The 22,875-nt window shown below is 38.3% G+C and carries 24 protein-coding genes; 8 read left to right on the top strand and 16 right to left on the bottom strand.

Annotated features, from left to right (window positions below; genetic code table 11):
- Window positions 1-140 precede the first annotated feature (140 nt).
- From EL171_RS01210 to EL171_RS01195, 4 genes are all read right to left on the bottom strand, one after another.
- A complete protein-coding gene (locus EL171_RS01210) occupies window positions 141-965 on the bottom strand; it encodes a MetQ/NlpA family ABC transporter substrate-binding protein (RefSeq protein WP_005387707.1) in 825 nt (274 codons plus the stop codon).
- Between the two features lie 54 nt (window positions 966-1,019).
- Window positions 1,020-1,691: a methionine ABC transporter permease gene (locus EL171_RS01205; RefSeq protein ID WP_005381510.1), complete on the bottom strand. Its 672-nt coding sequence runs from the start codon at window positions 1,689-1,691 to the stop codon at window positions 1,020-1,022.
- Window positions 1,691-2,713, bottom strand: coding sequence for a methionine ABC transporter ATP-binding protein (locus tag EL171_RS01200; protein ID WP_005387704.1), 1,023 nt, complete (start codon window positions 2,711-2,713; stop codon window positions 1,691-1,693). Before EL171_RS01200 ends, EL171_RS01205 begins: the two co-directional genes overlap by 1 nt.
- Window positions 2,714-2,958: 245 nt before the next feature.
- Window positions 2,959-3,825: a DMT family transporter gene (locus EL171_RS01195; protein WP_039969551.1), complete on the bottom strand. Its 867-nt coding sequence runs from the start codon at window positions 3,823-3,825 to the stop codon at window positions 2,959-2,961.
- Between the two features lie 376 nt (window positions 3,826-4,201).
- On the opposite strand from EL171_RS01195, the gene pflB reads away from it, so the two are divergent.
- The 3 genes from pflB (at window position 4,202) to pflA (ending at window position 7,423) form a co-directional block, all read left to right on the top strand.
- On the top strand, window positions 4,202-6,319 hold the full coding sequence (gene pflB / locus EL171_RS01190) for a formate C-acetyltransferase (RefSeq protein WP_039969550.1): 2,118 nt from the start codon (window positions 4,202-4,204) through the stop codon (window positions 6,317-6,319).
- Between the two features lie 75 nt (window positions 6,320-6,394).
- Window positions 6,395-6,634 (top strand): autonomous glycyl radical cofactor GrcA3, encoded by a 240-nt coding sequence (grcA3, locus tag EL171_RS01185; RefSeq protein WP_005387698.1) that lies wholly within the window; start codon window positions 6,395-6,397, stop codon window positions 6,632-6,634.
- Between the two features lie 12 nt (window positions 6,635-6,646).
- On the top strand, window positions 6,647-7,423 hold the full coding sequence (pflA, locus tag EL171_RS01180; protein ID WP_005387696.1) for a pyruvate formate-lyase-activating protein: 777 nt from the start codon (window positions 6,647-6,649) through the stop codon (window positions 7,421-7,423).
- A 120-nt stretch (window positions 7,424-7,543) separates the two neighbouring features.
- On the opposite strand, the gene EL171_RS01175 is transcribed toward pflA, so the two are convergent.
- On the bottom strand, window positions 7,544-8,497 hold the full coding sequence (locus EL171_RS01175; protein WP_005387694.1) for a 2-hydroxyacid dehydrogenase: 954 nt from the start codon (window positions 8,495-8,497) through the stop codon (window positions 7,544-7,546).
- Between the two features lie 369 nt (window positions 8,498-8,866).
- Here EL171_RS01175 and alr point away from each other — a divergent pair, with 369 nt between their 5' ends.
- The gene (alr, locus tag EL171_RS01170; RefSeq protein ID WP_005387690.1) at window positions 8,867-9,979 is read left to right on the top strand and encodes an alanine racemase; all 1,113 of its coding nucleotides are present in this window, start codon (window positions 8,867-8,869) and stop codon (window positions 9,977-9,979) included.
- A 498-nt stretch (window positions 9,980-10,477) separates the two neighbouring features.
- Here the strand turns inward: alr and EL171_RS01165 are convergent, their stop codons facing one another.
- The 3 genes from EL171_RS01165 to EL171_RS01155 form a co-directional block, all read right to left on the bottom strand.
- Window positions 10,478-10,756 (bottom strand): PepSY domain-containing protein, encoded by a 279-nt coding sequence (locus EL171_RS01165; RefSeq protein WP_005387689.1) that lies wholly within the window; start codon window positions 10,754-10,756, stop codon window positions 10,478-10,480.
- A gap of 158 nt (window positions 10,757-10,914) precedes the next feature.
- Complete coding sequence (locus EL171_RS01160) at window positions 10,915-11,604, bottom strand: hypothetical protein (protein ID WP_039969547.1); 690 nt, start codon at window positions 11,602-11,604, stop codon at window positions 10,915-10,917.
- A gap of 515 nt (window positions 11,605-12,119) precedes the next feature.
- Window positions 12,120-12,683: a PepSY domain-containing protein gene (locus tag EL171_RS01155; protein WP_039969545.1), complete on the bottom strand. Its 564-nt coding sequence runs from the start codon at window positions 12,681-12,683 to the stop codon at window positions 12,120-12,122.
- Window positions 12,684-12,840: 157 nt separating this feature from the next.
- Here EL171_RS01155 and fliB point away from each other — a divergent pair, with 157 nt between their 5' ends.
- Window positions 12,841-13,743, top strand: coding sequence for a flagellin lysine-N-methylase (gene fliB / locus EL171_RS01150; RefSeq protein ID WP_005387683.1), 903 nt, complete (start codon window positions 12,841-12,843; stop codon window positions 13,741-13,743).
- Window positions 13,744-13,819: 76 nt separating this feature from the next.
- On the opposite strand, the gene EL171_RS01145 is transcribed toward fliB, so the two are convergent.
- The 7 genes from EL171_RS01145 to EL171_RS01115 form a co-directional block, all read right to left on the bottom strand.
- Entirely contained in the window at window positions 13,820-14,428 is a 609-nt protein-coding gene (locus EL171_RS01145) for a hypothetical protein (RefSeq protein ID WP_005387681.1), read from the bottom strand.
- A gap of 148 nt (window positions 14,429-14,576) precedes the next feature.
- Window positions 14,577-15,206 (bottom strand): hypothetical protein, encoded by a 630-nt coding sequence (locus EL171_RS01140; protein WP_005387679.1) that lies wholly within the window; start codon window positions 15,204-15,206, stop codon window positions 14,577-14,579.
- A gap of 15 nt (window positions 15,207-15,221) precedes the next feature.
- Entirely contained in the window at window positions 15,222-15,905 is a 684-nt protein-coding gene (locus EL171_RS01135; RefSeq protein ID WP_039969543.1) for a hypothetical protein, read from the bottom strand.
- Between the two features lie 182 nt (window positions 15,906-16,087).
- Window positions 16,088-16,759 (bottom strand): hypothetical protein, encoded by a 672-nt coding sequence (locus tag EL171_RS01130; protein ID WP_005387676.1) that lies wholly within the window; start codon window positions 16,757-16,759, stop codon window positions 16,088-16,090.
- Window positions 16,760-16,924: 165 nt separating this feature from the next.
- On the bottom strand, window positions 16,925-17,494 hold the full coding sequence (locus tag EL171_RS01125) for a hypothetical protein (RefSeq protein ID WP_005387674.1): 570 nt from the start codon (window positions 17,492-17,494) through the stop codon (window positions 16,925-16,927).
- A gap of 11 nt (window positions 17,495-17,505) precedes the next feature.
- Window positions 17,506-18,111 carry a protein adenylyltransferase Fic gene (gene fic / locus EL171_RS01120; RefSeq protein ID WP_005387671.1) on the bottom strand — a complete coding sequence of 202 codons (606 nt, stop codon included), beginning with the start codon at window positions 18,109-18,111 and terminating at the stop codon, window positions 17,506-17,508.
- A 141-nt stretch (window positions 18,112-18,252) separates the two neighbouring features.
- A complete protein-coding gene (locus tag EL171_RS01115) occupies window positions 18,253-19,158 on the bottom strand; it encodes a metal ABC transporter substrate-binding protein (RefSeq protein ID WP_005387669.1) in 906 nt (301 codons plus the stop codon).
- 147 nt (window positions 19,159-19,305) lie between these two features.
- Between EL171_RS01115 and EL171_RS01110 the strand changes: the two genes are divergently transcribed.
- The 3 genes from EL171_RS01110 (at window position 19,306) to EL171_RS01100 (ending at window position 21,421) form a co-directional block, all read left to right on the top strand.
- Window positions 19,306-20,073 carry a metal ABC transporter ATP-binding protein gene (locus tag EL171_RS01110; RefSeq protein WP_005387668.1) on the top strand — a complete coding sequence of 256 codons (768 nt, stop codon included), beginning with the start codon at window positions 19,306-19,308 and terminating at the stop codon, window positions 20,071-20,073.
- Window positions 20,066-20,884 (top strand): metal ABC transporter permease, encoded by an 819-nt coding sequence (locus EL171_RS01105; protein ID WP_039969541.1) that lies wholly within the window; start codon window positions 20,066-20,068, stop codon window positions 20,882-20,884. The genes EL171_RS01110 and EL171_RS01105 overlap by 8 nt, the downstream gene beginning before the upstream one ends.
- A 129-nt stretch (window positions 20,885-21,013) precedes the next feature.
- Window positions 21,014-21,421, top strand: a complete 408-nt coding sequence (locus tag EL171_RS01100; RefSeq protein ID WP_039969540.1) for a Fur family transcriptional regulator — start codon at window positions 21,014-21,016, stop codon at window positions 21,419-21,421.
- 102 nt (window positions 21,422-21,523) lie between these two features.
- On the opposite strand, the gene EL171_RS01095 is transcribed toward EL171_RS01100, so the two are convergent.
- Window positions 21,524-22,864 carry an anaerobic C4-dicarboxylate transporter gene (locus EL171_RS01095; protein ID WP_039969538.1) on the bottom strand — a complete coding sequence of 447 codons (1,341 nt, stop codon included), beginning with the start codon at window positions 22,862-22,864 and terminating at the stop codon, window positions 21,524-21,526.
- Window positions 22,865-22,875 lie beyond the last annotated feature (11 nt).

Here is a 22,875-nt window from a genome sequence, read left to right as displayed (position 1 = left end):
ACAAAGAGATTACTCGCTATTTAAAATTAGGCGTGATTTTGTCTTCAGATTGCTCCACAAACAACAAAAGAACCACTGATAAGCTACAACTTATCAGTGGTTCTTTTGTTTGTGCTCATATACAGCACGTTTCCTATATTCTATTCACCTTTTGGTACGAACCATAGGCCGTTGTTATTTTTTTCCATGTAGTCTTTGAATTCTTGAGAGTGGTAAGCAGCTACAATGTCTTTTGCCCATTGTGCATCTTTGTTCTTCTCGTTAACTACGACTTGTAACAACCATTGTGGTAATACATCTTCATTTGCTAATGCAGTTTTAGGATCAATTTTTGCATTATAGATGATAGCACCGGTAATAACAATATAGTCGAAATCAGTACGTACAGAAGGAATTGTAAGAGATTTCATTTCTGTAAATTTAAGATGTTTAGGATTTTCAATGATATCAGCTTGTGTTACTGTTGCTAAATCTTTGTTAGGATCAAGTTTAATCCAACCGATTTTTTGCAACAATGCATAGGCACGAGCCATGTTAGATGCATCATTTGGTACTGCAATAGTATCACCATCTGCCACTTGGTCTAAAGAGGTTTTAGAACCGCTAAAGATACCTGCTGGCACTGTTGGAATTGGAGTCAACGCTACAAGATGACCATTTTGTTTTTCGTTGAAGTTTTTCATGTATGCTGTATGTTGTTCAACGTTGAAATCTACTTCACCATCGCTCAACACTTGGTCCGCTTGTACCAAGTCAGACATATCTACACCTTTAAAGGTGTAGCCTTGTTTTTCCAAAATTGGTTTTACACCTTTTTCAAACAATTCAGAGTAAGGACCTTGAGACTTACTATAGGATAATTCTTTTTTAGCACCATTATCGCTATTGTTTGAGCCGCAGCCTGCGATAAAAGCTACGCTAAATACTAATGCCGCACCAAGGGCAAGAAGTTTCTTAAATTTCATAGTACATCCTCCTATACTTTCACAATCAATATAACCAAAATCTATGTCATCAAATCAGGAACGACGCGCACGACGTGCAAAGTAGTTACCTATTGTTTGAATAATTTGAACGAAAATAATTAAAATAACAACGGTAAATAGCATCAATGGGAAATTCAACCGTTCATAACCATAGGTGAGAGCCAAATCACCTACACCACCTGCACCAATAGCACCAGCCATAGCAGTAGCACCGATTAGACCAATAGTACCGGTCGTAATAGATAAGATAAGTGAACCCTTTGCCTCTGGTAAAAGGAAATGCCAAATCACTTCAAAATGGGATGCCCCCATCGATTGTGCAGCCTCGATAATGCCTTTATTAACCTCTAAAATAGAGTTTTCAAAGAGTCGCGCAAGATAAGGCGCAATGAATATAACAAGCGGTACGATGGCCGCCGTTGTACCAACCCGAGTACCAACAATCATCTTTGTTAATGGTAAGATAAACACCATCAAGATGATAAATGGGACGGAACGCACAATATTAACAATTGTATTTGTAATGGTGTAAACAATGCTATTTTTAACAATACCATTAGGATTTGTTACCACCAGTGTCACTGCGATAATTAGCCCTAGTACGGTACCAATGAATAGAGACAGGAACACCATATATAATGTCTGTTCTGCAGCTAGTAATAACTGTGAACCTGGCACACCAAGTTCTTGCATAAAGAAGTCCATTATAGTGCCACCTCCTGCCATTCAATGCCTTGGGTTACAAGATATTCTTTTACCTTGCCCACCTCAAGATCGTCGCCAATAAACTGAACAATAAAAATACCAAGTACTGTATGCTCTAGCTCTGTTACGGTAGCAAATAATACACTTGTTTCCAAATCAAAGGTTTTATTAATATGATATAAAACATTATCGGTCGTATTATTTCCTAAGAAGTGCATCTTAAGAATTGTATACGGTCTTTTATCACAAGCCAAGGTATGTTTCACTGTAGATGGAATTTCATCAGGAATAACAGTCCTAACAAATCGTTTCGTTGTTTCATGTTTAGGCTTACTAAACACCTCAAGTACGGAGCCGCTTTCTATGAGCTTGCCATGCTCCATAACCACAACGCGGTTACAAATCTTTTGAATTACATCTATCTCATGAGTTACGATAACTACTGTTACCCCTAGTTCACGATTAACGCGCTCCAATAATTGAAGAATAGACTCTGTCGTATCTGGATCAAGAGCACTTGTTGCTTCATCGCATAAAAGAATCGATGGATCTGTAGCTAACGCACGGGCAATGCCAACGCGCTGCTTTTGACCACCTGATAATTCGCCTGGATAGGCATTTGCTTTATCCCCTAAATCAACAAAGTCTAACAAGGTTTTAACCTTCTTATCAATCTCTGATTTAGAAACTTTATTTAGAATTAATGGAATCGCCACATTATCATATACAGACTTAGCATTCAACAAATTGAATTGTTGAAACACCATACCAATGCGCTTACGCACCTTTCTAAGCTCATTAAAACTTAGGCTATTGATATTTACGCCATCTATTTCAACATGACCAGATGTAGGTACCTCTAAAGCATTAATCATGCGCAACAGTGTAGATTTACCAGCTCCACTGAAGCCAATTATGCCAAATATATCGCCTTTTTCTATGGTGAAGTTTACATCAGATAATGCAGTAACCTTTTGCTTATTAACGTCAAACTCTTTCGTTACGTTTCGTATAGCAATCACTGTACCACCTCTTTCCCCACATTTCAGTGGGAATTAATCTTAATTTTAAAACATATCTTTAAGATATGTTTTAATTATGTACTTAGATTACTACAATTTATAAGGACTGTCAAACAAAAAGAGAACCTTACCCATCAATAGGTTAAGGTTCTCTTTTATATAACGCTTATATTATAAGGGTTTATATCCCTATTTTTATATCTTTTACATCAAATCTAGATGATTCAGACTCTAACAAAATTAACTTATCTATATCGATTAAATAGATATAGGGATCCTAAAATAACAGGTGCCCCAATATAGAGGCCCATATTTGGTATTTCGCCTAATAAAAAGGCTGCTACTATAGCTGCCACAATCGGCGAGATATACATAAAATTAGTTACATCAGACACCTTTTCGGCATGTTCAAAGGCATAGCTCCAGAATACGAATCCTAGTGCACTGGAGAAGAATGCTAAGTACAGCATAGCAAGCTTTGCACTAATAGGTGCGGCTACAATCATATCAATAGCATGATCTGCAAATGGTAATGCCATGATGGCACCGGTAAACATGGACCACATGGCGATGGTGATAGAGTTATACCCTTTCAAGCTAAGCCCGCGATTCAGAATGTTATAAATTGCAAATAGTACCATCCCTATCAACGTCCATATGGCCCCCATAGGAATCGTTAGAGTTGAGTTCCAAAGAATAATAACCGCTACACCTACAAAGGCTGTTACGGTGAAAAGCCAACCAATAGGACGTATTCTATCCTTATAAACAAACAATGCCATCAGAGCTGTTACCATCGGAGTCAATGCCATGATAATACTCGATGTAGCTGCTGGTATTGTGCGAAGCCCTTCATTAAATACGACTTGGTAAACGAAGTTCCCCGTAGCACCTAATAAAATATATATGCCCCACTCACGCCAAGATGTAGGAATGTGTAATCCTTTGAATACACCAATAATCAGCATGAGTATAGCACCACCTACAACTCTTGCTACAGATAGAGTCAAGGCGTCTACAGATTGCAATGCCACTTTGCCAAAAGGGAACGCCGTAGCCCATACGGCAATGGTAGCAGATGCTCCTAAGATAGCTTTCATTCGATTTGTCATTAGCATCCACCTTTCTACGTAGTTCCTAAATCAATTCTATCTAAATAGTACCATAATAAGGACCTAGAATTCCAAGAATATACATCACACTATATCGAATACTTTCTATTTATTGATATGAATTTTCATTATTTAAAGATAATACAAAAATCAAAATTTCAGGAATACACCCTCACAAAATCCAATAAAAACTATATATTTACTGAATTTTAAGTGATGAATCTATTATTGTGCAATTCTAAATATGAACTATTCTTACGAAAATCGCATAGCATGTATTGAAAATATATATCATTTAAAATTTGTTAAATCAGGACAAACATTGTACACTATAGGCATAGAAATCTATAGTTATATCCTTTTATGGAGGTGCAAAATGCAACATACTGCATGGAAAGAATTTAACACAGGTGTGTGGGATAAAGCCGTTGATGTACGCGACTTTATTCAAAGAAACTATATCCCCTATGAAGGGGACGATTCCTTCCTTGCTGGTCCTACAGAAAGAACGACAAAATTATGGGACCAAGTAATGAAGCTTTATGAGGAAGAACGTGAAAAAGGCGGCATGCTCGATGCCGATACTTCCGTGGCCACACACATTACTGCCCATGCGCCAGGATATATCGACAAAGACCTCGAAACAATCGTTGGTTTGCAAACTGATAAACCACTAAAACGCGCTATGTTCCCTTATGGTGGCTTGCGTACAGCAAAATCTGCTATTGAAGAATACGGCTTCAAAATGGATCCAAAAACAGAAGACTTCTTCAAAAAGCACCGTAAAACTCACAATGATGGCGTATTTGATGTATATACACCTGAAATGCGTGCCGCTCGCACAGCTCATATCGTAACTGGTTTGCCTGATGCTTACAGCCGTGGCCGTATCATTGGCGACTATCGTCGTATCGCGTTGTATGGTATTGATTACCTCATCGAAGATAAAAAAGAACAATTCAACATTACTATGGGCGATATGCTAGAAGACGTAATTCGCGACCGCGAAGAGATTCAAGAACAAATCCGTTCCTTGAAAGAATTGAAAGAAATGGCCGCCTCTTATGGTTACGACATTTCTGGACCAGCTAAAGACGTTAAAGAAGCTATGCAATGGATCTACTTCGGCTACCTTGGCGCTATTAAAGAGCAAAACGGTGCTGCTATGTCCATCGGTCGTAACTCTACATTCCTCGACATCTACGCAGAACGTGACCTTCGCAATGGTACATATACAGAAGAACAAATCCAAGAATTCGTAGATCATTTCATCATGAAATTGCGTATGGTTCGCTTCGCACGTATCCACGAATACAATAACTTGTTCACAGGCGATCCTGTGTGGACTACAGAATCCATTGGTGGTATGGGTACTGACGGCCGTACATTGGTTTCCAAAATGTCCTTCCGTTACCTACATACATTGACTAACCTTGGCCCTGCTCCAGAACCAAACCTCACTGTATTGTGGTCCCCTCGCATGCCTATCGGCTTCCGCCGTTTCTGTGCAAAATTATCCATCGAAACATCTTCCATCCAATACGAAAATGACGACTTAATGCGTCCTAACTCTGGTGATGACTACGCTATCGCATGTTGCGTATCCCCAATGCGTATTGGTAAAGAAATGCAATTCTTCGGCGCTCGTTCCAACTTGGCTAAATGCTTGCTTTACGCAATCAATGGCGGCGTTGACGAAAAATTGAAAAAACAAATTGGTCCTAAATACCGCCCTATCACTTCCGAATACTTAGAATTCGACGAAGTATGGGAAAAATTCGATGACATGATGGAATGGTTGGCAGGCGTATATGTAAACGCATTGAACATCATTCACTATATGCACGACAAATATGCTTATGAAAAACTAGAAATGGCATTGCATGACCGCAAGGTAACTCGTTGGTTTGCAACTGGTATTGCTGGTTTATCCGTAGTAGCTGACTCCTTGTCTGCTATTAAATATGCTAAGGTAAAACCTATTCGCGATGAAAACGGCATTGCTGTTGATTTCGAAATCGAAGGGGACTTCCCTAAATATGGTAACGATGACGATCGTGTAGATAGCTTGGCAGCAAAAGTTGTTTCCACATTTATGAACAAGATTCGTAAACATCCTACATACCGTCAATCCGTTCCTACTATGAGCTTGTTAACAATTACTTCCAACGTAGTATATGGTACTGCAACAGGTTCCACTCCAGACGGCCGTAAAGCTGGTGAAGCTTTTGCCCCTGGTGCGAACCCAATGCATGGTCGTGATACTCACGGTGCTATTTCTTCGTTGGCATCCGTAGCAAAAATGCCATGGCGTGATAGTTCCGATGGTATTTCCAATACCTTCTCTATCATTCCTGATGCATTAGGTAAATCTGGTGAAACATTTGTATCCGTCAGCGATTTTGATATTGAGTTAGATCCATCTCAATTGCCTAACGCCAATACAAACTTCGCGTGCAGCGAACCAAATGTTACTATAGAGGAAGATAAATAATATCTTCCGTTGTATCTATGTGCTTTCACCGGCACCGATATGAGTGTTAGTCTTGGTTGAAAGGAGGTAATACCCATGAGCAACCAACAACAAATTGATAACTTGGTAGAGTTATTAGATGGCTACTCCCAAAAAGGCGGTCATCATTTGAACGTTAACGTGTTCACTCGCGAAACATTGTTAGACGCTCAAAAACATCCTGAGTTGTACCCTCAATTGACTGTTCGTGTGTCTGGTTACGCAGTGCACTTCAGCAAATTGACTAAAGCACAACAGGACGAAGTTATTTCCCGTACATTCCATCAACAAATCTAATCGAGGTTTCCTATGACAGGACGTATTCATTCGATCGAAACGATGGGTACGGTTGATGGTCCAGGCATGCGCATGGTGGTTTTTCTCCAAGGATGCCCCATGCGTTGTGCCTATTGCCACAATCCTGACACATGGAATGAAACTAGCGATGATGCTAAGTTCATGACTGTTGAGGAGTTGTGGGACCAGTACGAACGTAACCGCCAATTTTATACTAATGGTGGTATCACCGTCACAGGTGGGGAAGCTCTTATGCAAATTGATTTTGTTACTGAGCTTTTCACATATTTCCGTGAAAGAAACGTCCATACCTGTTTAGATACAAGTGGAATTTGTTTTGATCCCCACCAAGAGGTGGCATACCGTAAATTACTCAGTGTCACTAGTCTCGTCATCCTAGATATTAAAGAAATTGATCCTGATAAACATCTGTGGTTAACAGGCAAACCGTTAGAGCCCATTCTCGGTTTTGCTAGATTGACGGCAGACGTGGGCGTTCCCATTTGGGTTCGTCACGTTGTGGTCCCTACAATTACAGATAATGCAGATCATCACTATCGTCTAGGCTTTTTCCTAGGATCTCTGAAAAATTTACAAGCCGTTGATTGCTTACCATATCACGTTATGGGTACTGCTAAATATAAGGAGTTAGGTCTCACCTATCGCCTAGAGGGCATACCAGCCGCATCAAAAGATATAGCGGCTAAAGCGACAAGAACCGTGGTGGAAGGCATCAAGGCCTATCGACGCCATTGGTGGAGTCCCATCAAAACACAACATCAATCATAATCAAGTTCGAGGATAACTACCTCCCTTGATATATATACACATATATATTAAAAACTTGATCTATGATAGCCCTAAACAATAGAGCCGCCCCCACACAACCGGGGACGGCTCTTATTGTATTTATTTAGATACTACATTAATAGGTTCACCTTTAAAGAAGGCTTGTACATTGTCACGAATGATACCTACCAAACGTTGGCGAGTTTCTAGACCTTTCCACCCCATATGAGGTGTAATGATAACATTATCTAATGTATATAGAGGGCTATCCTCTGCTGGAGGTTCTACCTCTTGTACATCAAGGCCAGCACCTGCAATACGTTTAGCTGCTAATGCTTCACAAAGGTCGGCTTCATTAATAAGAGGACCACGACCTGTATTGACGATAACAGCATTTGGCTTCATCTTGGCGATGGTTTCTTTATTAATCATGTGCTTAGTTTGGTCATTCAATGGGCAATGTAATGTAATATAATCACTATTTTCTAGTAATTCATCAAGGCTTACATAACGAATGCCGTCGCCATCAGCTTTTGGTGTACGTGTATGAATCAAGATATTCATGCCAAGTGCTTTTGCTACTTTGATTACTTCCATGCCGATATGACCAGCACCAACCACACCTAATGTTTTACCATTTACCTCTGTGTGGCTCACTTGCAAATATTTTGTAAAGTTGCTGCGATCACCTTTTGCAAGCATGCCGATTTGTTTTTGCATTGTAGATGCAAAATTGAGGATCATCATGATTACCGTATGCGCTACACGCTCTGTGCTATACGCTGGAATATTGCACACAGTAATACCTCGTTCCTTCGCTGCATTAAGATCAATATTGTTATAGCCTGTACCTGCTTCTACAATGAGCTTTACTGTATCTGGGAATTGTGAAAGTAACTCAGCATTAACAGGAAGCTCTTTTGTTACTACTACACGAGCCCCTTGGATACGCTCAATAAGCTCTTCGTTTGTACTATTATCATAAACCTGTACATCATTAGATAATACGGAGAAATCTAATGCATGGTCATAATTCATTTTACCTGCGTTTACTACTACTACACGTTCGCTCATGAGAACCTCCTACATAGATGCTATATTATATATTTATTAATTTCAAACCTACAAGTAATCTGGCTATGTTCACGATGTTAGATGACTACAATTTTGTCTATATCATTCATAACCAATCTATTAGCTAGAAAAAGCATATATCATACCTTACTATAAATTATACTATTATTTATATAAATTTATACCATTAATATCACAGCTAACTATATTAATTAGTATACTTTCACAATTATTGTATATAATATATGCAGAAAAGCTATAAAATTCAAAATAATACCAATATTTCTGTATAAAACTTTCACAAAAGTATTGTTTAATTCCCCAAAAGTTATAAAATAAAAGTAATGTTATATAGAATTGAGGAATACCATGAGACCCACCTATTTGACCATAAATACAAGTCTCGTTCGCGAGAACTTGCGCAAAATTAAAGATAGTTTACCGGAATGGAGCACATCTACAGCTGTTATCAAGGCCAATGGCTATGGTCACGGCAGCGTTATGATGGGCCGTATAGCCGTTGAGGAAGGTTATGAATCCTTAGCCGTTGCCATTCCTGAAGAATCTGTGCCTCTTCGCAATGCAGGTATTATGGTACCAATCTACCTACTAGGTCTCACACGCCCACAATCATTTGAGCTTGTAGCAGACACCAATTCCATTCCTGCCGTATGTGAATCTACAGATTTGGAGGCGCTCGATAAAGTAGCAGAAAATCACGATATGATTATTCGCGTTGCTGTTGCTGTTGATACAGGCATGCATCGTATTGGTATTAAACCAGAGGATGCTGTGGAGTTTATAAAACGTGTTGAGTCCTATGAAAACCTTGAAGTAGACGGTTTCTTCTCTCATATGAGTAACGCTGATGCGGCCGATCAAAGCCACGCTCATGGGCAGGCACAAAAATTCCATAAAATGGTAGACGAAATCCGTGCCTTTAGACCTGATGCGGATTATCGATTCTCCCTTGCCAATAGTGCTGGGTTATTATCTGTAAAAGATAGCTTATTTACCGATGCACGTCCTGGCATTATTCAATACGGTATTATGCCATCCCTTGATGTACCAAATCGATTAGGTTTGAAGCCAGTTCTCTCCTTCCATAGCGAAGTAGTACATGTACAGCATTTGGAAGCTGGCGAAGGCATTGGCTATGGATCTACCTATGTAACACCTGAACCAATGACGATTGCTACCATCCCTGTGGGATATGCAGATGGCTATCCTCGCAGCTTATCTAACCGAGGTACGGTCCTTATTCATGGTACACGTTGTCCTGTAGTAGGCCGCATCTGTATGGACCAATTTATGGTAGCCGTGCCTGATACAATTACTGTACAACCTGGTGATAAGGTTGTGCTTTTAGGTTCCCAAGGTCATGAAAGCATCTCTGCCCTAGAGATTGCCGCCCTTGCCTCTACGATTCCATATGAAATCTTCTGTGGTTTCTCTGAGCGCGTACCTAGACAATACATATAAAAGGCCCACTATTGTTACTAATAGTAAAGGCTCCATATACAAGAAGCGCAGGTATACATTATTGTATCTGCGCTTTTTATATTTTCAGTTCATATAACACTGATATCATTCAAATTTAGTTTTATAGTAGCTTAGAAAAAGCCCGTAATACATGCAGCGGTCTACATGTATTACGGGCTTTCCTGCTCTCCTATACCTAGCGTACTGTAAAGCAGTTACGTTCTTATTGTGAGAGAGAGTATTATATACCAAGTATATAATCTTATGATTGGGAGGGAACCACAATGCATAAGGGGCCCTCTGAACGACAGACGGCATAGGAGAGAGTCAATGTTTGTCTATCCAATCCAGAGGGCTGCGTGTGTGTAATTGTTTATTGTGTGTGTAAGTGTATTGTGTATGTGTGTAAGTGTATTATGTATGTGTGTATAGTATTATGTGTTTAGTGTTCGTGTATTAAAGGGGTTTGCTTTACAGTAGGATAGGCTTAGGATCAGCTTATTTTACGGCCATACCTGTTTTAGCATCCAATGCGATGGATACAGGTTTGTTTTGTGCATCATGGAACTCTACAGTATATATAGGTTTACCATTTTGGTTCACTACAGACCAAGAGTTAATACCAGTTGCTACATTGCCAGTTTGTGCGAAGGCTGCATTGATCGCCACATGTGGAGGTAACACAGTACCAGCATCAATAGCACTAGCTTCCATGGATGCATCATATGCTTTAGGAGTACCTTCAGTTACATTACCAGATGCCACATCTAGAGTCATGGAATGGGCACCACTAGTATTGAAACCGTCTACTTCATAGATAGCAGTTTTATCGGTAGCTTTGAAGGATACATTAGTAATCTTAGAGTCGCCATATTTATTTTCAAATTGGTCGATTAAATAATTCGCACCAATTACGAAAATACTATTTTGATCGGCTACGCCTGCTTGCTTACTTGTTGTGCTAGGTTGTGATTTTCCACTTTTAGAGTTTTTTTTTCCTCTTTAGTAGTTTCTTTTTTGTCAGCTTTTTTATCTGCTTTTACTTCTTTAGTTTCTTTTACAGCTTTATCAGCTTTAACTGCTTTGTCAGCTTTTACTTTAGGCGCTTTGTGTGCTTGCGCTTTTTTAGTATTTTTTTCATCTTTATTAGCTTCTACTTTTTTATCTGCTGCACGCACTACTTTAGCTTCGCTAGGAGCTTTTGCTACAGCTGCAGTTTCAATTGTAGGAGTTGCTGCTGCAGGATTAGCTGCTGCTGGAACTACAGTGTCTTGAGCAACTGGAGCTTTTACGTCTTGAGTTGCTGTTGGAACTGGTGTAGTATCTTGAGCTGCTGGTGCAACTGGAGCTACTTCAGCTTTAGCCGCTGTTGGTACCACTTTAACTGCTGGAGTTACTTCTGTTTTAGCTGCTGTTGGAGCTGCTTCTACTTTAGCTGCTGGAGTCACTTGAATTGTTGGAACCGCTTGATGAGTAGCAGGTTCTGCGACAGGAGCTGCAGTAGCTGCTACCTCTTGAGTTACAGGAACTGGTGTTGCTTGTTCAGCTGCTGTTACTGCTACAGTAGCACCAAATACGCCGGCTACTGCTAAAGCAATACTGCTTTTCAAAATAGATTTTTTCATAATATCCTCCTTGATAATCCATATATATGCAAAATTACGCATATATATTTTTAACCAACTCGGTGTTATCGTTATAGTTCCAAAACATATATCTAGCGTGGACTGTAGATATATAGTCTGGAAATTCCCGATATATTTGAGTTCTGTCCTTTGACTGGACACATATTATCCATAATCTATGAAATAAAAATGTAGAATCCATCAGTCTAGCTTATTTTGGCGTGAGTCTAAAATGAATTTATATGTAATTTAAATGAAATTCTATAGTATTCGATTTGCAATTAAGTATTCTATGAACCAAATCTAAAAAGCTATACGTCCCATGTCTAAAGGAATCATGGCCTCTCATTGTACTTCTCATAATCTAAACATCCCATTTCATGAGCAAACTTTCACAAAAAAACTCCTTAAAACTATCATTTACTACAAAAAAGACAGTTTTAAGGAGTTTAATTGTTATATTTAAAATAATAAGCCTTTGACTATTAAGTTGTATTTACTAATTACAATAAGGTTTAATCATCAAATTTAACAGATAATAAAGTACCATTCATAGCATCAATTCGTACGTCTACCTCTTTGTCACCTTCTGTACCGAAGCTAACTTTGTATACTATTTTACCTTTATCATACTGTACAGACCACCCATTAAGGCTTGTCGCTTTACCTTGCGTTTGAGCATACGCAAAATTAACTACTGCTGCTGGCGGTAAGATTTCACGAGGATCAAAGGATTTTTTCTTTAACGATTTATGGAAATCGCCTTCACGTTTTTCAAAGATTTGATTTGTGGCATAGATATACGTAAGCTCATACTTGCCACTTTCATCAAAACCTTCTACATCATATCTAATTTGACCACCATCTGCATCAAAAGCGATTTCAGTGATAGCTGCATTTGGATGATTCTGAATAAATGCATTTAATAAACCATTGGCACCTACAATCGCTGCATGGTTTCCATCAACAACGGCAACAGTTGGTTCTACCGCTACTAAATGGGCTGCACTTGCATTTGGCATACCAAACACTGCTGCCAAGGCTAATACAAGGCTACCTTTTACAAATAAGGATTTCATAGGCTCCTCCATCTCTCAAACAGGACCATAGTGTGTATATATACAATTATACACTAAATCGATACGATTATTAATCTTTATTTATAATATTAATGCATAGACAACTCCCCTATGATACAATGCACGTAGAATATTTTTTACTACAAGTGAGACGATTATGATTTCATTATATCCTACTATATATCACACTTTTCAATGCAAAGCAGATCGATGTGAAAATACATGTTGTCAACTTTGGACCATCGATATCGACGAGTCCACTGCTGAACGCTATCATGCCATGACAGGCCCTCTTGGTGAAAGCTTACGCCAAGCTATCACTGTTGATGATGAAGGCAGCCATTTCGTATTTTCTAAAGAACAACCAATGTGTCCGTTACTCAATGAAAACGGTCTTTGTAAGGTTGTGCTCGAACTAGGTGAAGAAGGCCTATGCGATACATGCCACATGCACCCACGTTTTTATAAATATATTGAAGACCTCGAACTATGTGGGGTTGGTCTATCCTGCGAAGCATCGGTTGAACTACTCGCAGAGGATACTCAATCTGATCAGGTAATCTTTACCATTGAAGACGATGATAGCGAGTTTAGTCCTGACGAGCGTTTAACTATTCAGAATATATTTGAACTATTAGCCCTTGATATAGATTCATCATACTTTCAATACAGCCCAAATCCTGATGTACAGTATTATGCGAAACTGTTAGATTTATACGGTACAACAGAGCCTATCGATGAAGAATGGACTGTACAAATTAATACATTATCTCATGACATAGAAAAACTTATTACCGCTGTACAAAGCTATATAGCAAATCACGATATGGGGCTATTCAACAAGGTGTTCCAATACATCTTATATCGTCAAATCGATATGCTAGCAGACTATTCTTTGGAATCTATCCTCTCCTACGCAAGAGATGGTGTAGAATACATACTAATCACAAGTGCTATAGAGGGTTCACCGCTTAAACAAGTCGCAAGATGGTCCCAACAAATCGAATACGATGAAGACAATGTAGAACTACTATTACAACATTATGATTCTCTTCAATAATGACAAACTACTTTTACTAAAATTTCATTCAAAGCAATAAAAACCTCCTAGTATAAAACTAGGAGGTTTTATGTATTTACGCAAAGAGTATGCGCATAATCCAGTTATATAAAAGGTTAATAATATATAGAACTATATATACAGCGCCTACAGTGATAGGCTCTACTTTCATAATCCGAGATAAAAGCATGACGGCTACGTAGATAACGGCACCAACATAGGCTAATGCTAAGGGAACTAATAGAATCATTAAAAATGGCGTAATATAAATGCAAATAATAGATACCAAAATTAATGCTAGCCCAAGTGCGCCTGTATAGCCCTCCACATAGGCAGTACCCATTAATACTTGCTTAAAATCAAACTCACGTTCTAAAAGAACGCTCAGTAATTTCCAAAGTATGAAGCTACCTACAAACCAATAGATTCCAAGGCCTAAAATCTCTCTCAATATAGAAAATATGCCATATACAGCCGGTATAAAGCCAAATAAAAAACCGCCAAAGGTCATAGCTAAAGGTAATAGTACAATGCCTAAAGCAAAGCCTATAATATGAGTGGCGCACCAACCGGCGAGTCCAGCTTTGATACCCTTTTCTAAGGTACCAAACCAGAAGATTTCATCGATTCCCTTCTTCGGTGAACGCACCAGCAGGGATATTTCTCGTAAAAATGTCGTATCCATAACTAACTCCGCTCTCAACTACACTATAAGATTAATTATATCATAAATTTCTAGATTTAAATTATATATAATTAATTTTAATATAAATTAAACGACAAAAAAACCGCAAGACTTTCATCTTGCGGTTATACTACATTATTATCTTATATTATTTAACTAGGGTATGTACAAATCGGATCCATTGAGGCAATACCGACACTGATAGCAACGCCACAATAAACATAATAATATATGTTTTTACGATACCTAATTCAACATAGCGGCGCATGAGCTGAGCCCCAATAAAGACAGCATAATATTGACTAAACATGGTTACAAGATAGGCCATATCCCCTACATATTTCGGCATAGATAGATAAAATAATATGAGCCCCACTATATGGATCAACACTAATACTACGGTACGCAGTGCATTCGTATAAGCTAAGCCATAGATATAGTTTCGCATCACGCCCCTATAGGTCCCAGTACCACCTAGCAATACTAGTAATCGCCATATAACAAAGGCACCTATGATAATTTGAAAAATTAAAAAGGATGCATTTGCCAAAGCACTAACCAGATCAAAATGTGTGAGACCAGTCATGCGTTTTATGCCTAATGCGGGAGACACAGCTTTCACTATGAACGGCAAAGCATAGGTCATCACATATAATACAATTGTAGATATTACAAGATTTAGTATAGCTCGAGCATACGAGCCATTCTTAATAATATTTTGAAAGGAACGATCACTCAGTTTTGTAAATAAATGTAATATATCCTTATACCAAGCCATAATACTCCTTATATATTATCGAGTTAATGTATATAGCACTTCACATAATAGTGATACTAAAATAGCGATTAACATAATGCTTAGCCCTTCATAAAAACTGCCATTAATACAAGCCCCTGCAATACGCCCCATGGTCTGTAGTAGCAATACAGTGCTAAGAATACATAAAACAATCATGCAAAAGCCAATAATGGCTTGCAATATAATCGGTATGGATGTAAGAATCAACATAATACCCGCCGTAAGAGTAATCATAGCTACTACTAATTGAGCAAAGGCCATCATGTGTAATACACCGGTAACTACACCGCGAATGTAGAACTTACGCTTTTGCAACATTGCGTAACTTATCAAGATACCGGACATAAGCACCGCTTTTAAAATCACCCACGTAAAGCGACCTACATTCCAAAACTCACGAGGTTTACTTAGCTGCTCAAAAAAGACTTGTATTTCATGCTGCCCTACGGGAAGCGAAAACAATTGCCACTTTACCAAAAGCGATGAATTACGTATAAATGCTCGTATAGCATCTAAATAGACGCTTTCACCAACGATGGTAAATTGATAACATATGAGAGCCAATACCAGCATCCATACAAGCTGTCCATACGTAACATCATAGTGGTACATCCGTGGATGTTTTTCTTCAATGGGGTTTAATAAGCGATAAACGAACTCTACTAAACCTCCCATCATGCCTCTCACCACCTTTTACACAATAAGAATAAGCACCATTCTATATAGAATGATGCGGCACACAACACAACGATTACGAATTTATAACAATTATTTTATTTTTAATTCATACTCTGTTCATCATTATAGCACAAAAGCAAGGTATATTCATACCTTGCTTTCATATTTTTCATACTATGTAATTATCTAGATGTAGCAAGCATAACCATGCCTACCAAAATACCAATAAAGACTACAGGAATTAAACTCGTAATAATAGAGATGCCAAAAGTTGCTAAACGAGATTTATTAATTTGGTGACTCAACAATGTCAACCACACCCAGAATATAAAGACTGAAAAAGCAATTAATGTAAATATAACAATAGTTAACCATACGATACTATTTACTGTAGAATTAAGATTAAAACCTAGTATCACAAAGAATGGCACTGATACTAATATTAGTCCAATAAAATATACTAATCCCATAATCTGGTTATAAGCTTGTTCATACCACATAATCTTTAACACAGACTCATATGTAGTATTGGCATCAAATTTATTAGCGACCCAAGAGAAAATAGCAGAATAAATAGCAATGCCAATAAAAGTAAATAGCAAACCTAATACTAGATTCAATATACCGCCCCCAAAAAGAGCTGCCACAATAGTAAGTGCACCATCAAGTTTATCTGCAAATATCGTACTCACAATAATAGGCAAGATATCTGAGAATACCAAGGATACCAATGCCATAGCCACAGTAGCATAAAACCCCTTTCGACAAGATCCATGCTCTACAATCTGTGGAATACCACGTTTAAATGGAGCTACAATAAGCTGCCAAATATCTGAATACCATTTTGTTTCCATATGTTCCCCTCCAAATACATTAAAAGCACATATATTTCTATCATTGTATCACAATGTAGTTTTAAATTAAATATAAATTCATTATAAATTATACAAACAAATATAGTAATAAAAAAGTTGATAGACACCTAATAGCATCTATCAACATTTCTATTACATATGTATTTAAAGAGACATGGACAAGATAATGCCACCTATGCCAAAGACAAAGGATACGATATAAAATGCAATACCTGTTATCCAAGGACTCAATCCAAATTGCTTAGACATCAGTTGCGCCATGATAATGACATTAAATATTTCTATGGTACTTAATCCACTAGATCCGCCTTTAATATGTAAATCCAAGAAAAGATAAATAGGCGCAGCAAAAAGTACAAAAATCAAATGAATCCAACTAGTAATACAACTATTTAAAAGCATGTCTGCCACAAGTTGCTTATATGTAACCTGCCCCTTAAAGACCTTAAAAATACCATATAAAATACCAGAAGATACAAGAACAAACGCTACAATTCCAAGTACATATCCTATAAGAGGAACTGCTTCAAGTTCTATAGGGCCTATAACCTCCCAAATAAATGTTTTAAAAAATGGGCTTTTGGAGAAAATTAGCGATAATATATGTAACCCAAAGTCAGTTATGATTGCTGATATAACAGCTAATAATAACATATTCTTAATAGTGATCAAATGCATCCATTTTTCTATATATGGGCCAAACATACCATTCATAATTCTATACCTTATAAGTCTTCACTTTTAAATAATTGATATCCTTCAAAATAATAACTATGGTCAAGGCCTTTCATAAATAGTTCTCGATTATTGATATCACTTGTAAGGGCTTTAGCAAGAATAGCTTTTATTTCTAAGTCATTTACTGGACTTCGTTCCATAGCAGACAAATATTGCTCTTTATCAACCTGACTCCAATCGATGGTCTTTTGTAGTTCTGTACACAACATATGATCAAGCCATAATCGCATGCTACGCCCATTACCTTCTCTAAAAGGATGAGCTACATTCATTTCAACATACTTTTCTACAATTTCATCAAAGGTAGATTGGGGCATATCTTCAATGGTTCTAACTGCTTCAGCAAGATACATGACAGGAACAAAGCGAAAATTACCTTTAGCAATATTCACACTTCGTAATGCACCAGCAAAATCATATATATCTTGGAATAATATAGTATGGATTTTTTGTAAGGTAGTCCATGTACCACTAGGCATATCATTAAGTAAGTTTTTTTCAAATAATGTTGTTGCCGCTTTTTTACTAATTCGTTCTTCTTCTCTAGCCAATGTTGGGGAATCGGTAATCCCCAATCTATTAGTGATAACCATGTTGGACCTCCTTTTAATTTATTTTCATTATATATATTATACTATAGGCCCCAAAATTATAGATATTACAACTTTAAATCTTACGCACAATGCGTAGAACTAAAAAAAAGCAGCCCTATAAGGGCTGCTTTTTCGTTCATCTTATTGTAAAGATGCTGCAATTTTTGTAAGGTTTTCATCCATACGTTCTAAGTATGTTTTATTATCTTCGTTGCTTTCGATTGTGTAAATAGTTTCTACCTTAGCACCAACTTCGCTTGCCAACGTTTTAGAAACTTCTGGGCTAGCCATTTCTTCTGCAAAGATAGTAGTAATATTGTTTTCTTTACAATATTTGATGAGTTCAGCCAATTGAGCCGCATTTGGTTCACCTTCGGCAAATACATCTTCTACACTATTTTGTTCTAACCCAAAGTCACGGCATAAGTACGCAAATGCTGCATGACCAGTAACGAAGTTTTTATGAGGAGCTTTAGCGAATTGATCTTCATATTTTTTGATCATCGCATCTAATTTAGCAACATATTCATTATAGTTCTTTTCATAGTAATCTTTGTTTGCTGGGTCAGCTTTTACGAAAGCGTCTTTAATATTTTTTACTTCGATTTTTGCATTTTTCAAAGATAACCATGCGTGAGGATCTTCTGCACCATGTTCTTTAATTTCTTCAGGATCAGTATTTTTGATAGCTTCTACGCCATCTGTAGCAACAACAGTGATGAGTTTGCTATTTTTAGCCGCATCAATCGCTTGTTGTGCCCAAGGTTCCATACCAAAACCGTTGTACACGAATACTTGAGCTGTTGCCAATTGTTTCATATTTTCAGGTTTCAACTCGAAATCATGTGGCTCTACGCCATCTGGAATAATGGTAGATACCTCTACCTTGTCACCACCAATAGCTTTTGCGAATTCAGCCATGGCATTAAAACTTGTTACCACTTGGATCTTCTTACCTGCTTGTTCCTTTGGTGCATCATTGCCACAGCCTGCAAATAAGGCAGCCATCATGATCCCTATCATTAACAAAACCAGCTTCTTGACCATCGTAGTCCTCCTTTGTGAAATCCTGATCGCTATGCTTTCATAGAATAGTAACCATTCTTTAGTTGCAGTTGCGACTCAGTTGCATTTGTAATATAGTTATAGTATAAACTTACTCAAGATTTTGTCAATTAGAAAAGTGGTTTTTATATGTTATCCATAGAACATCTTTATTTTTCCTACCAAGGTCAGCCACCTTATGTGTTGAATGACCTTAACTTACATATTCACAGTGGTGATTATATATCCATTGTTGGGGATAATGGGTGTGGTAAAAGCACCTTGCTACGCCTCATTTTAGGATTCCTTACACCTGTAAAAGGCTCTATCAAACGAGATACGAACAACATTCGCTACGTGTCTCAGAAGAATGATTTTTCTCATGCAGGCTTCCCTATTACGGTAAAAGAAATCCTCGATTCCTACCGTAAATTACTAAAGATTAAAGATAAGCATGAAGTAGATCGCGTATTAGAGCTTACCAATATGACGGCGTTCAAAGACCGTTTAATCAGTAAACTGTCAGGTGGTCAAGCGCAACGCGTATCTATCGCGCGTGCCCTCATCGGCAGCCCTGACCTCATCATACTCGATGAACCATCTACTGGTATCGACCGGAAAAGCCAAGAAGGCATCTACGCCCTTTTGCGCGAGTTAAACCAAGTACACCACATTACAATTATCTCCGTAGAACATAACCTTGAAATGGCCCTAGCCAATTCAACTAATATCTACCACATCGCAAATGGCCAAGGTCACCTTTGCTCTCCTGAACAATACGCTAGTGAAATCATGCACAGCACAGGGCGCAATCCTATGGATCACGAAAATTGTGCTTGCTTTACAGATGTAACACCTCAGGCTCAGGCTCAGGCTCAGGCCGATGATACTACAACTAAGGAGGTGCACCATGTTTAATTATGATTTCATGCAAAATGCCTTCTTCGTAGCCATCTGCATTTCTCTACTCTGTCCATGCATCGGTATTTTCATGGTTCTACGCCGTTCTAGTATGATTGGCGATACCATGAGCCATGCATCGCTAGCAGGTATTACATTAGGCTTATTAACAAATACCAATCCTATCTTAGGAGCATTCATCTTTACCGCTATCTGCGGTGCCCTCATCGAGTTCTTGCGAAAATACTTCTCCCACCATCTCGATTTGATCCTAACCATCATCTTGTCACTTAGTATTGGTACCGCTATTACCCTTATTAGTTCAGGCAAGTTGAAAGCTAATGCTAATGTGTTCTTCTTCGGTAGCATCTTGACTGTAAACACAACAGATATGATTAGCATTGCAGCCCTAACTATTCTATCTGTTTTAACCTTATATTTCTTATATAACTCACTCCTCTACATCGCCTATGATGAAGAGGCCGCGCGCGTAGCAGGTGTTAAGGTTGATTTTATCAATTATATCTTTGCTATCTTAATGGCTGCAGCCGTATCCATTTCTATTAAAATCGTCGGCGTTCTCGTATTAAGTGCTATGATTGCCTTACCTGTAGCATCGGCATTACAATTAGAAAAAGGATTTAGGACCACATTACTCTGTTCTATTGGATTTAGTTTGCTAGCCATGGTCATCGGCCTATTCGGATCCTATTATCTCAACGTAGCTCCAGGTGGTTTTGTATCTCTTACATCGGTTGCAATACTACTCGTAGTATTAGTTATCAAAAACATCAGAACCATCCTACGCCGTATGCAATTTAGCAAGTAAACAAAGATAATCATCAATATATAGATAGCTATTCTATTAGCAAAATAAGACAGCTATCCTGTGCAAAATAAATTATCTACTTATACTTGTGTAGCATATTTAGTATTAAAACAGAATCAAAAGAGCGTTATGAATACAACAAATTGGCCTGAAGGCATAAAAAAGACCAAACAGCGCGAAGCCATTTGGTCAGTATTAACAACTACAGATAAACCGATTACTGCTATGGAAATCGCAGAGCGATTAGGCGATGGTAGCACCACATGGATGTCTACCATCTACCGTACGCTTGAATTATTAGAAACAAAAGATATTGTTACCCGTACAACACTCATGGGCAGCGATATGGCATATTATGAGATAACTCCTCATACGCATCGTCACTATGCAGTATGTACTAAATGTGGGGCCATGATTCCTCTTCACACCTGTCCTGTCGTAGAAATGCCACAGGAACTAACAGATGCAGGCTTTACGGTGACAGAACATCATCTAGAAATTGCGGGGATCTGTAAAAACTGCAAGAATAAAGGCTAGTAAAAATCTATAAGTAAATGCAAGAAAAAGGACGTAACTTTAAGAGTTACGTCCTTTTGTAATTTTATTATCTTTTGTATTAGCCTTAATTAGCTTTCACCATTACAACATCAATGGAGCTACTACAAAGCCAAGTGCTACTGAAATAGCGATGGCAAGTACGCCAGGGATAAAGAACGGATGGTTAAATACAAGCTTACCGATTCGTGTTGAGCCGGTATCGTCCATTTGTACAGCCCCCAAGAGTGTTGGGTATGTAGGCAATACAAAAAGTGCAGATACGGCTGCGAAGGATGCGATAATAATGTATACGGATCCTGGGTTTTCTGGAGTAATACCGAGAGCTAGAATTACAGCTGGTACCAACGCTTGCGTAGTCGCCGCTTGGCTATACAACAATGTACTAGCAAAGAAGAAGGCTACAGCTAATAGGAATGGATATGCTGTTACCAAGCTAGATGCAAGAGCTTTAATTTCAGGAATATGACCTTTTACGAAAGTATCGCCCAACCATGCTACGCCTAGTACGCAGACACATGCGGATAAACCGGATTTAAATGTGCTTGTATTAACAAGTTGTGCTGTATCAATCTTACAGAAGAATGTAATAGCCGCTGCAATTACCATCATGAAACCAACGATGGCATCATTTCGACCGAAAATAACTGGTTTAATAAGACCAATGTTCTTGGAGATAGCAGTTGCATAGAATACGATACAAATAATACCAATCAAGAAAATCAATACAGAAGTTTTTGCACCTGGTTTCAAGTGAAAATCAGCACTCTTTTCACGAGGTGGAGCCACATGACCTGCTGCCAAACGTTCTTGGTAAACTGGATCGGAAGACAATTCATTATTTGCAAAGGTAGACATGATAAATGCCGTAATCATAACCGCTACGAATGTTGTAGAAATACAGATGGCAAGCAATGTTGGATAGTTTACACCATATGGTTCAAGGAAACCACTCATAGCAACTACTGCTGCAGATACTGGGCTCGCTGTAATACCAATTTGGCTTGCTACAACGGCAATGGATAATGGTACAGATGGCTTAATATTTTCACTTTTTGCCACCTCTACAATTACAGGAATCATAGAAAATGCTGTATGACCTGTACCAGCCAATAGCGTTAAGAAATACGTAACTGTTGGTGCTAAGTAGTTGATATGCTTAGGATTTTTACGCAAAATACCTTCTGCAATACGCACCAAATAATCGAGACCGCCAGCGAGTTGTAAAGCACAAATAGCAGCGATAGCAGACATGATGATGAGGATTACATCCCAAGGAATCTGCCCTGGGAACATCCCCATGCCGAGGCTTAACAACACTACACCAAGGCCGCCAGCGTAACCGATGCCCATACCACCTAGACGAACGCCGAGGAAGATGGCACCAAATAAAATAATAACTTGCATAATTACATAAATGTCCATACGATGACCTC

The sequence above is a fragment of the Veillonella dispar genome (genome assembly GCF_900637515.1).
Taxonomy (GTDB): Bacteria; Bacillota; Negativicutes; order Veillonellales; family Veillonellaceae; genus Veillonella; species Veillonella dispar.
Note: the sequence above shows the minus strand (reverse complement) of the source record. Positions and strands in the feature narration are given on the sequence as shown.

Bases quoted from the DNA above. Each gene is read 5' to 3' on its own strand.
- EL171_RS01135 (WP_039969543.1), bottom strand. From the start codon at position 15,905: ATGATGGGAGGTTTAGTAGAGTTCGTTTATCGCTTATTAAACCCCATT.
- EL171_RS01140 (WP_005387679.1), bottom strand. From the start codon at position 15,206: ATGGCTTGGTATAAGGATATATTACATTTATTTACAAAACTGAGTGAT.
- fic (WP_005387671.1), bottom strand. From the start codon at position 18,111: ATGGTTATCACTAATAGATTGGGGATTACCGATTCCCCAACATTGGCT.
- pflB (WP_039969550.1), top strand. From the start codon at position 4,202: ATGCAACATACTGCATGGAAAGAATTTAACACAGGTGTGTGGGATAAA.
- EL171_RS01210 (WP_005387707.1), bottom strand. From the start codon at position 965: ATGAAATTTAAGAAACTTCTTGCCCTTGGTGCGGCATTAGTATTTAGC.
- EL171_RS01115 (WP_005387669.1), bottom strand. From the start codon at position 19,158: ATGGTCAAGAAGCTGGTTTTGTTAATGATAGGGATCATGATGGCTGCC.
- EL171_RS01095 (WP_039969538.1), bottom strand. From the start codon at position 22,864: ATGGACATTTATGTAATTATGCAAGTTATTATTTTATTTGGTGCCATC.
- pflA (WP_005387696.1), top strand. From the start codon at position 6,647: ATGACAGGACGTATTCATTCGATCGAAACGATGGGTACGGTTGATGGT.
- EL171_RS01160 (WP_039969547.1), bottom strand. From the start codon at position 11,604: ATGAAAAAATCTATTTTGAAAAGCAGTATTGCTTTAGCAGTAGCCGGC.
- alr (WP_005387690.1), top strand. From the start codon at position 8,867: ATGAGACCCACCTATTTGACCATAAATACAAGTCTCGTTCGCGAGAAC.
- grcA3 (WP_005387698.1), top strand. From the start codon at position 6,395: ATGAGCAACCAACAACAAATTGATAACTTGGTAGAGTTATTAGATGGC.
- EL171_RS01145 (WP_005387681.1), bottom strand. From the start codon at position 14,428: ATGGATACGACATTTTTACGAGAAATATCCCTGCTGGTGCGTTCACCG.
- EL171_RS01175 (WP_005387694.1), bottom strand. From the start codon at position 8,497: ATGAGCGAACGTGTAGTAGTAGTAAACGCAGGTAAAATGAATTATGAC.
- EL171_RS01110 (WP_005387668.1), top strand. From the start codon at position 19,306: ATGTTATCCATAGAACATCTTTATTTTTCCTACCAAGGTCAGCCACCT.
- EL171_RS01205 (WP_005381510.1), bottom strand. From the start codon at position 1,691: ATGGACTTCTTTATGCAAGAACTTGGTGTGCCAGGTTCACAGTTATTA.
- EL171_RS01165 (WP_005387689.1), bottom strand. From the start codon at position 10,756: ATGACTCTAGATGTGGCATCTGGTAATGTAACTGAAGGTACTCCTAAA.
- EL171_RS01155 (WP_039969545.1), bottom strand. From the start codon at position 12,683: ATGAAATCCTTATTTGTAAAAGGTAGCCTTGTATTAGCCTTGGCAGCA.
- EL171_RS01195 (WP_039969551.1), bottom strand. From the start codon at position 3,825: ATGACAAATCGAATGAAAGCTATCTTAGGAGCATCTGCTACCATTGCC.
- EL171_RS01105 (WP_039969541.1), top strand. From the start codon at position 20,066: ATGTTTAATTATGATTTCATGCAAAATGCCTTCTTCGTAGCCATCTGC.
- EL171_RS01100 (WP_039969540.1), top strand. From the start codon at position 21,014: ATGAATACAACAAATTGGCCTGAAGGCATAAAAAAGACCAAACAGCGC.
- EL171_RS01130 (WP_005387676.1), bottom strand. From the start codon at position 16,759: ATGGAAACAAAATGGTATTCAGATATTTGGCAGCTTATTGTAGCTCCA.
- fliB (WP_005387683.1), top strand. From the start codon at position 12,841: ATGATTTCATTATATCCTACTATATATCACACTTTTCAATGCAAAGCA.
- EL171_RS01125 (WP_005387674.1), bottom strand. From the start codon at position 17,494: ATGAATGGTATGTTTGGCCCATATATAGAAAAATGGATGCATTTGATC.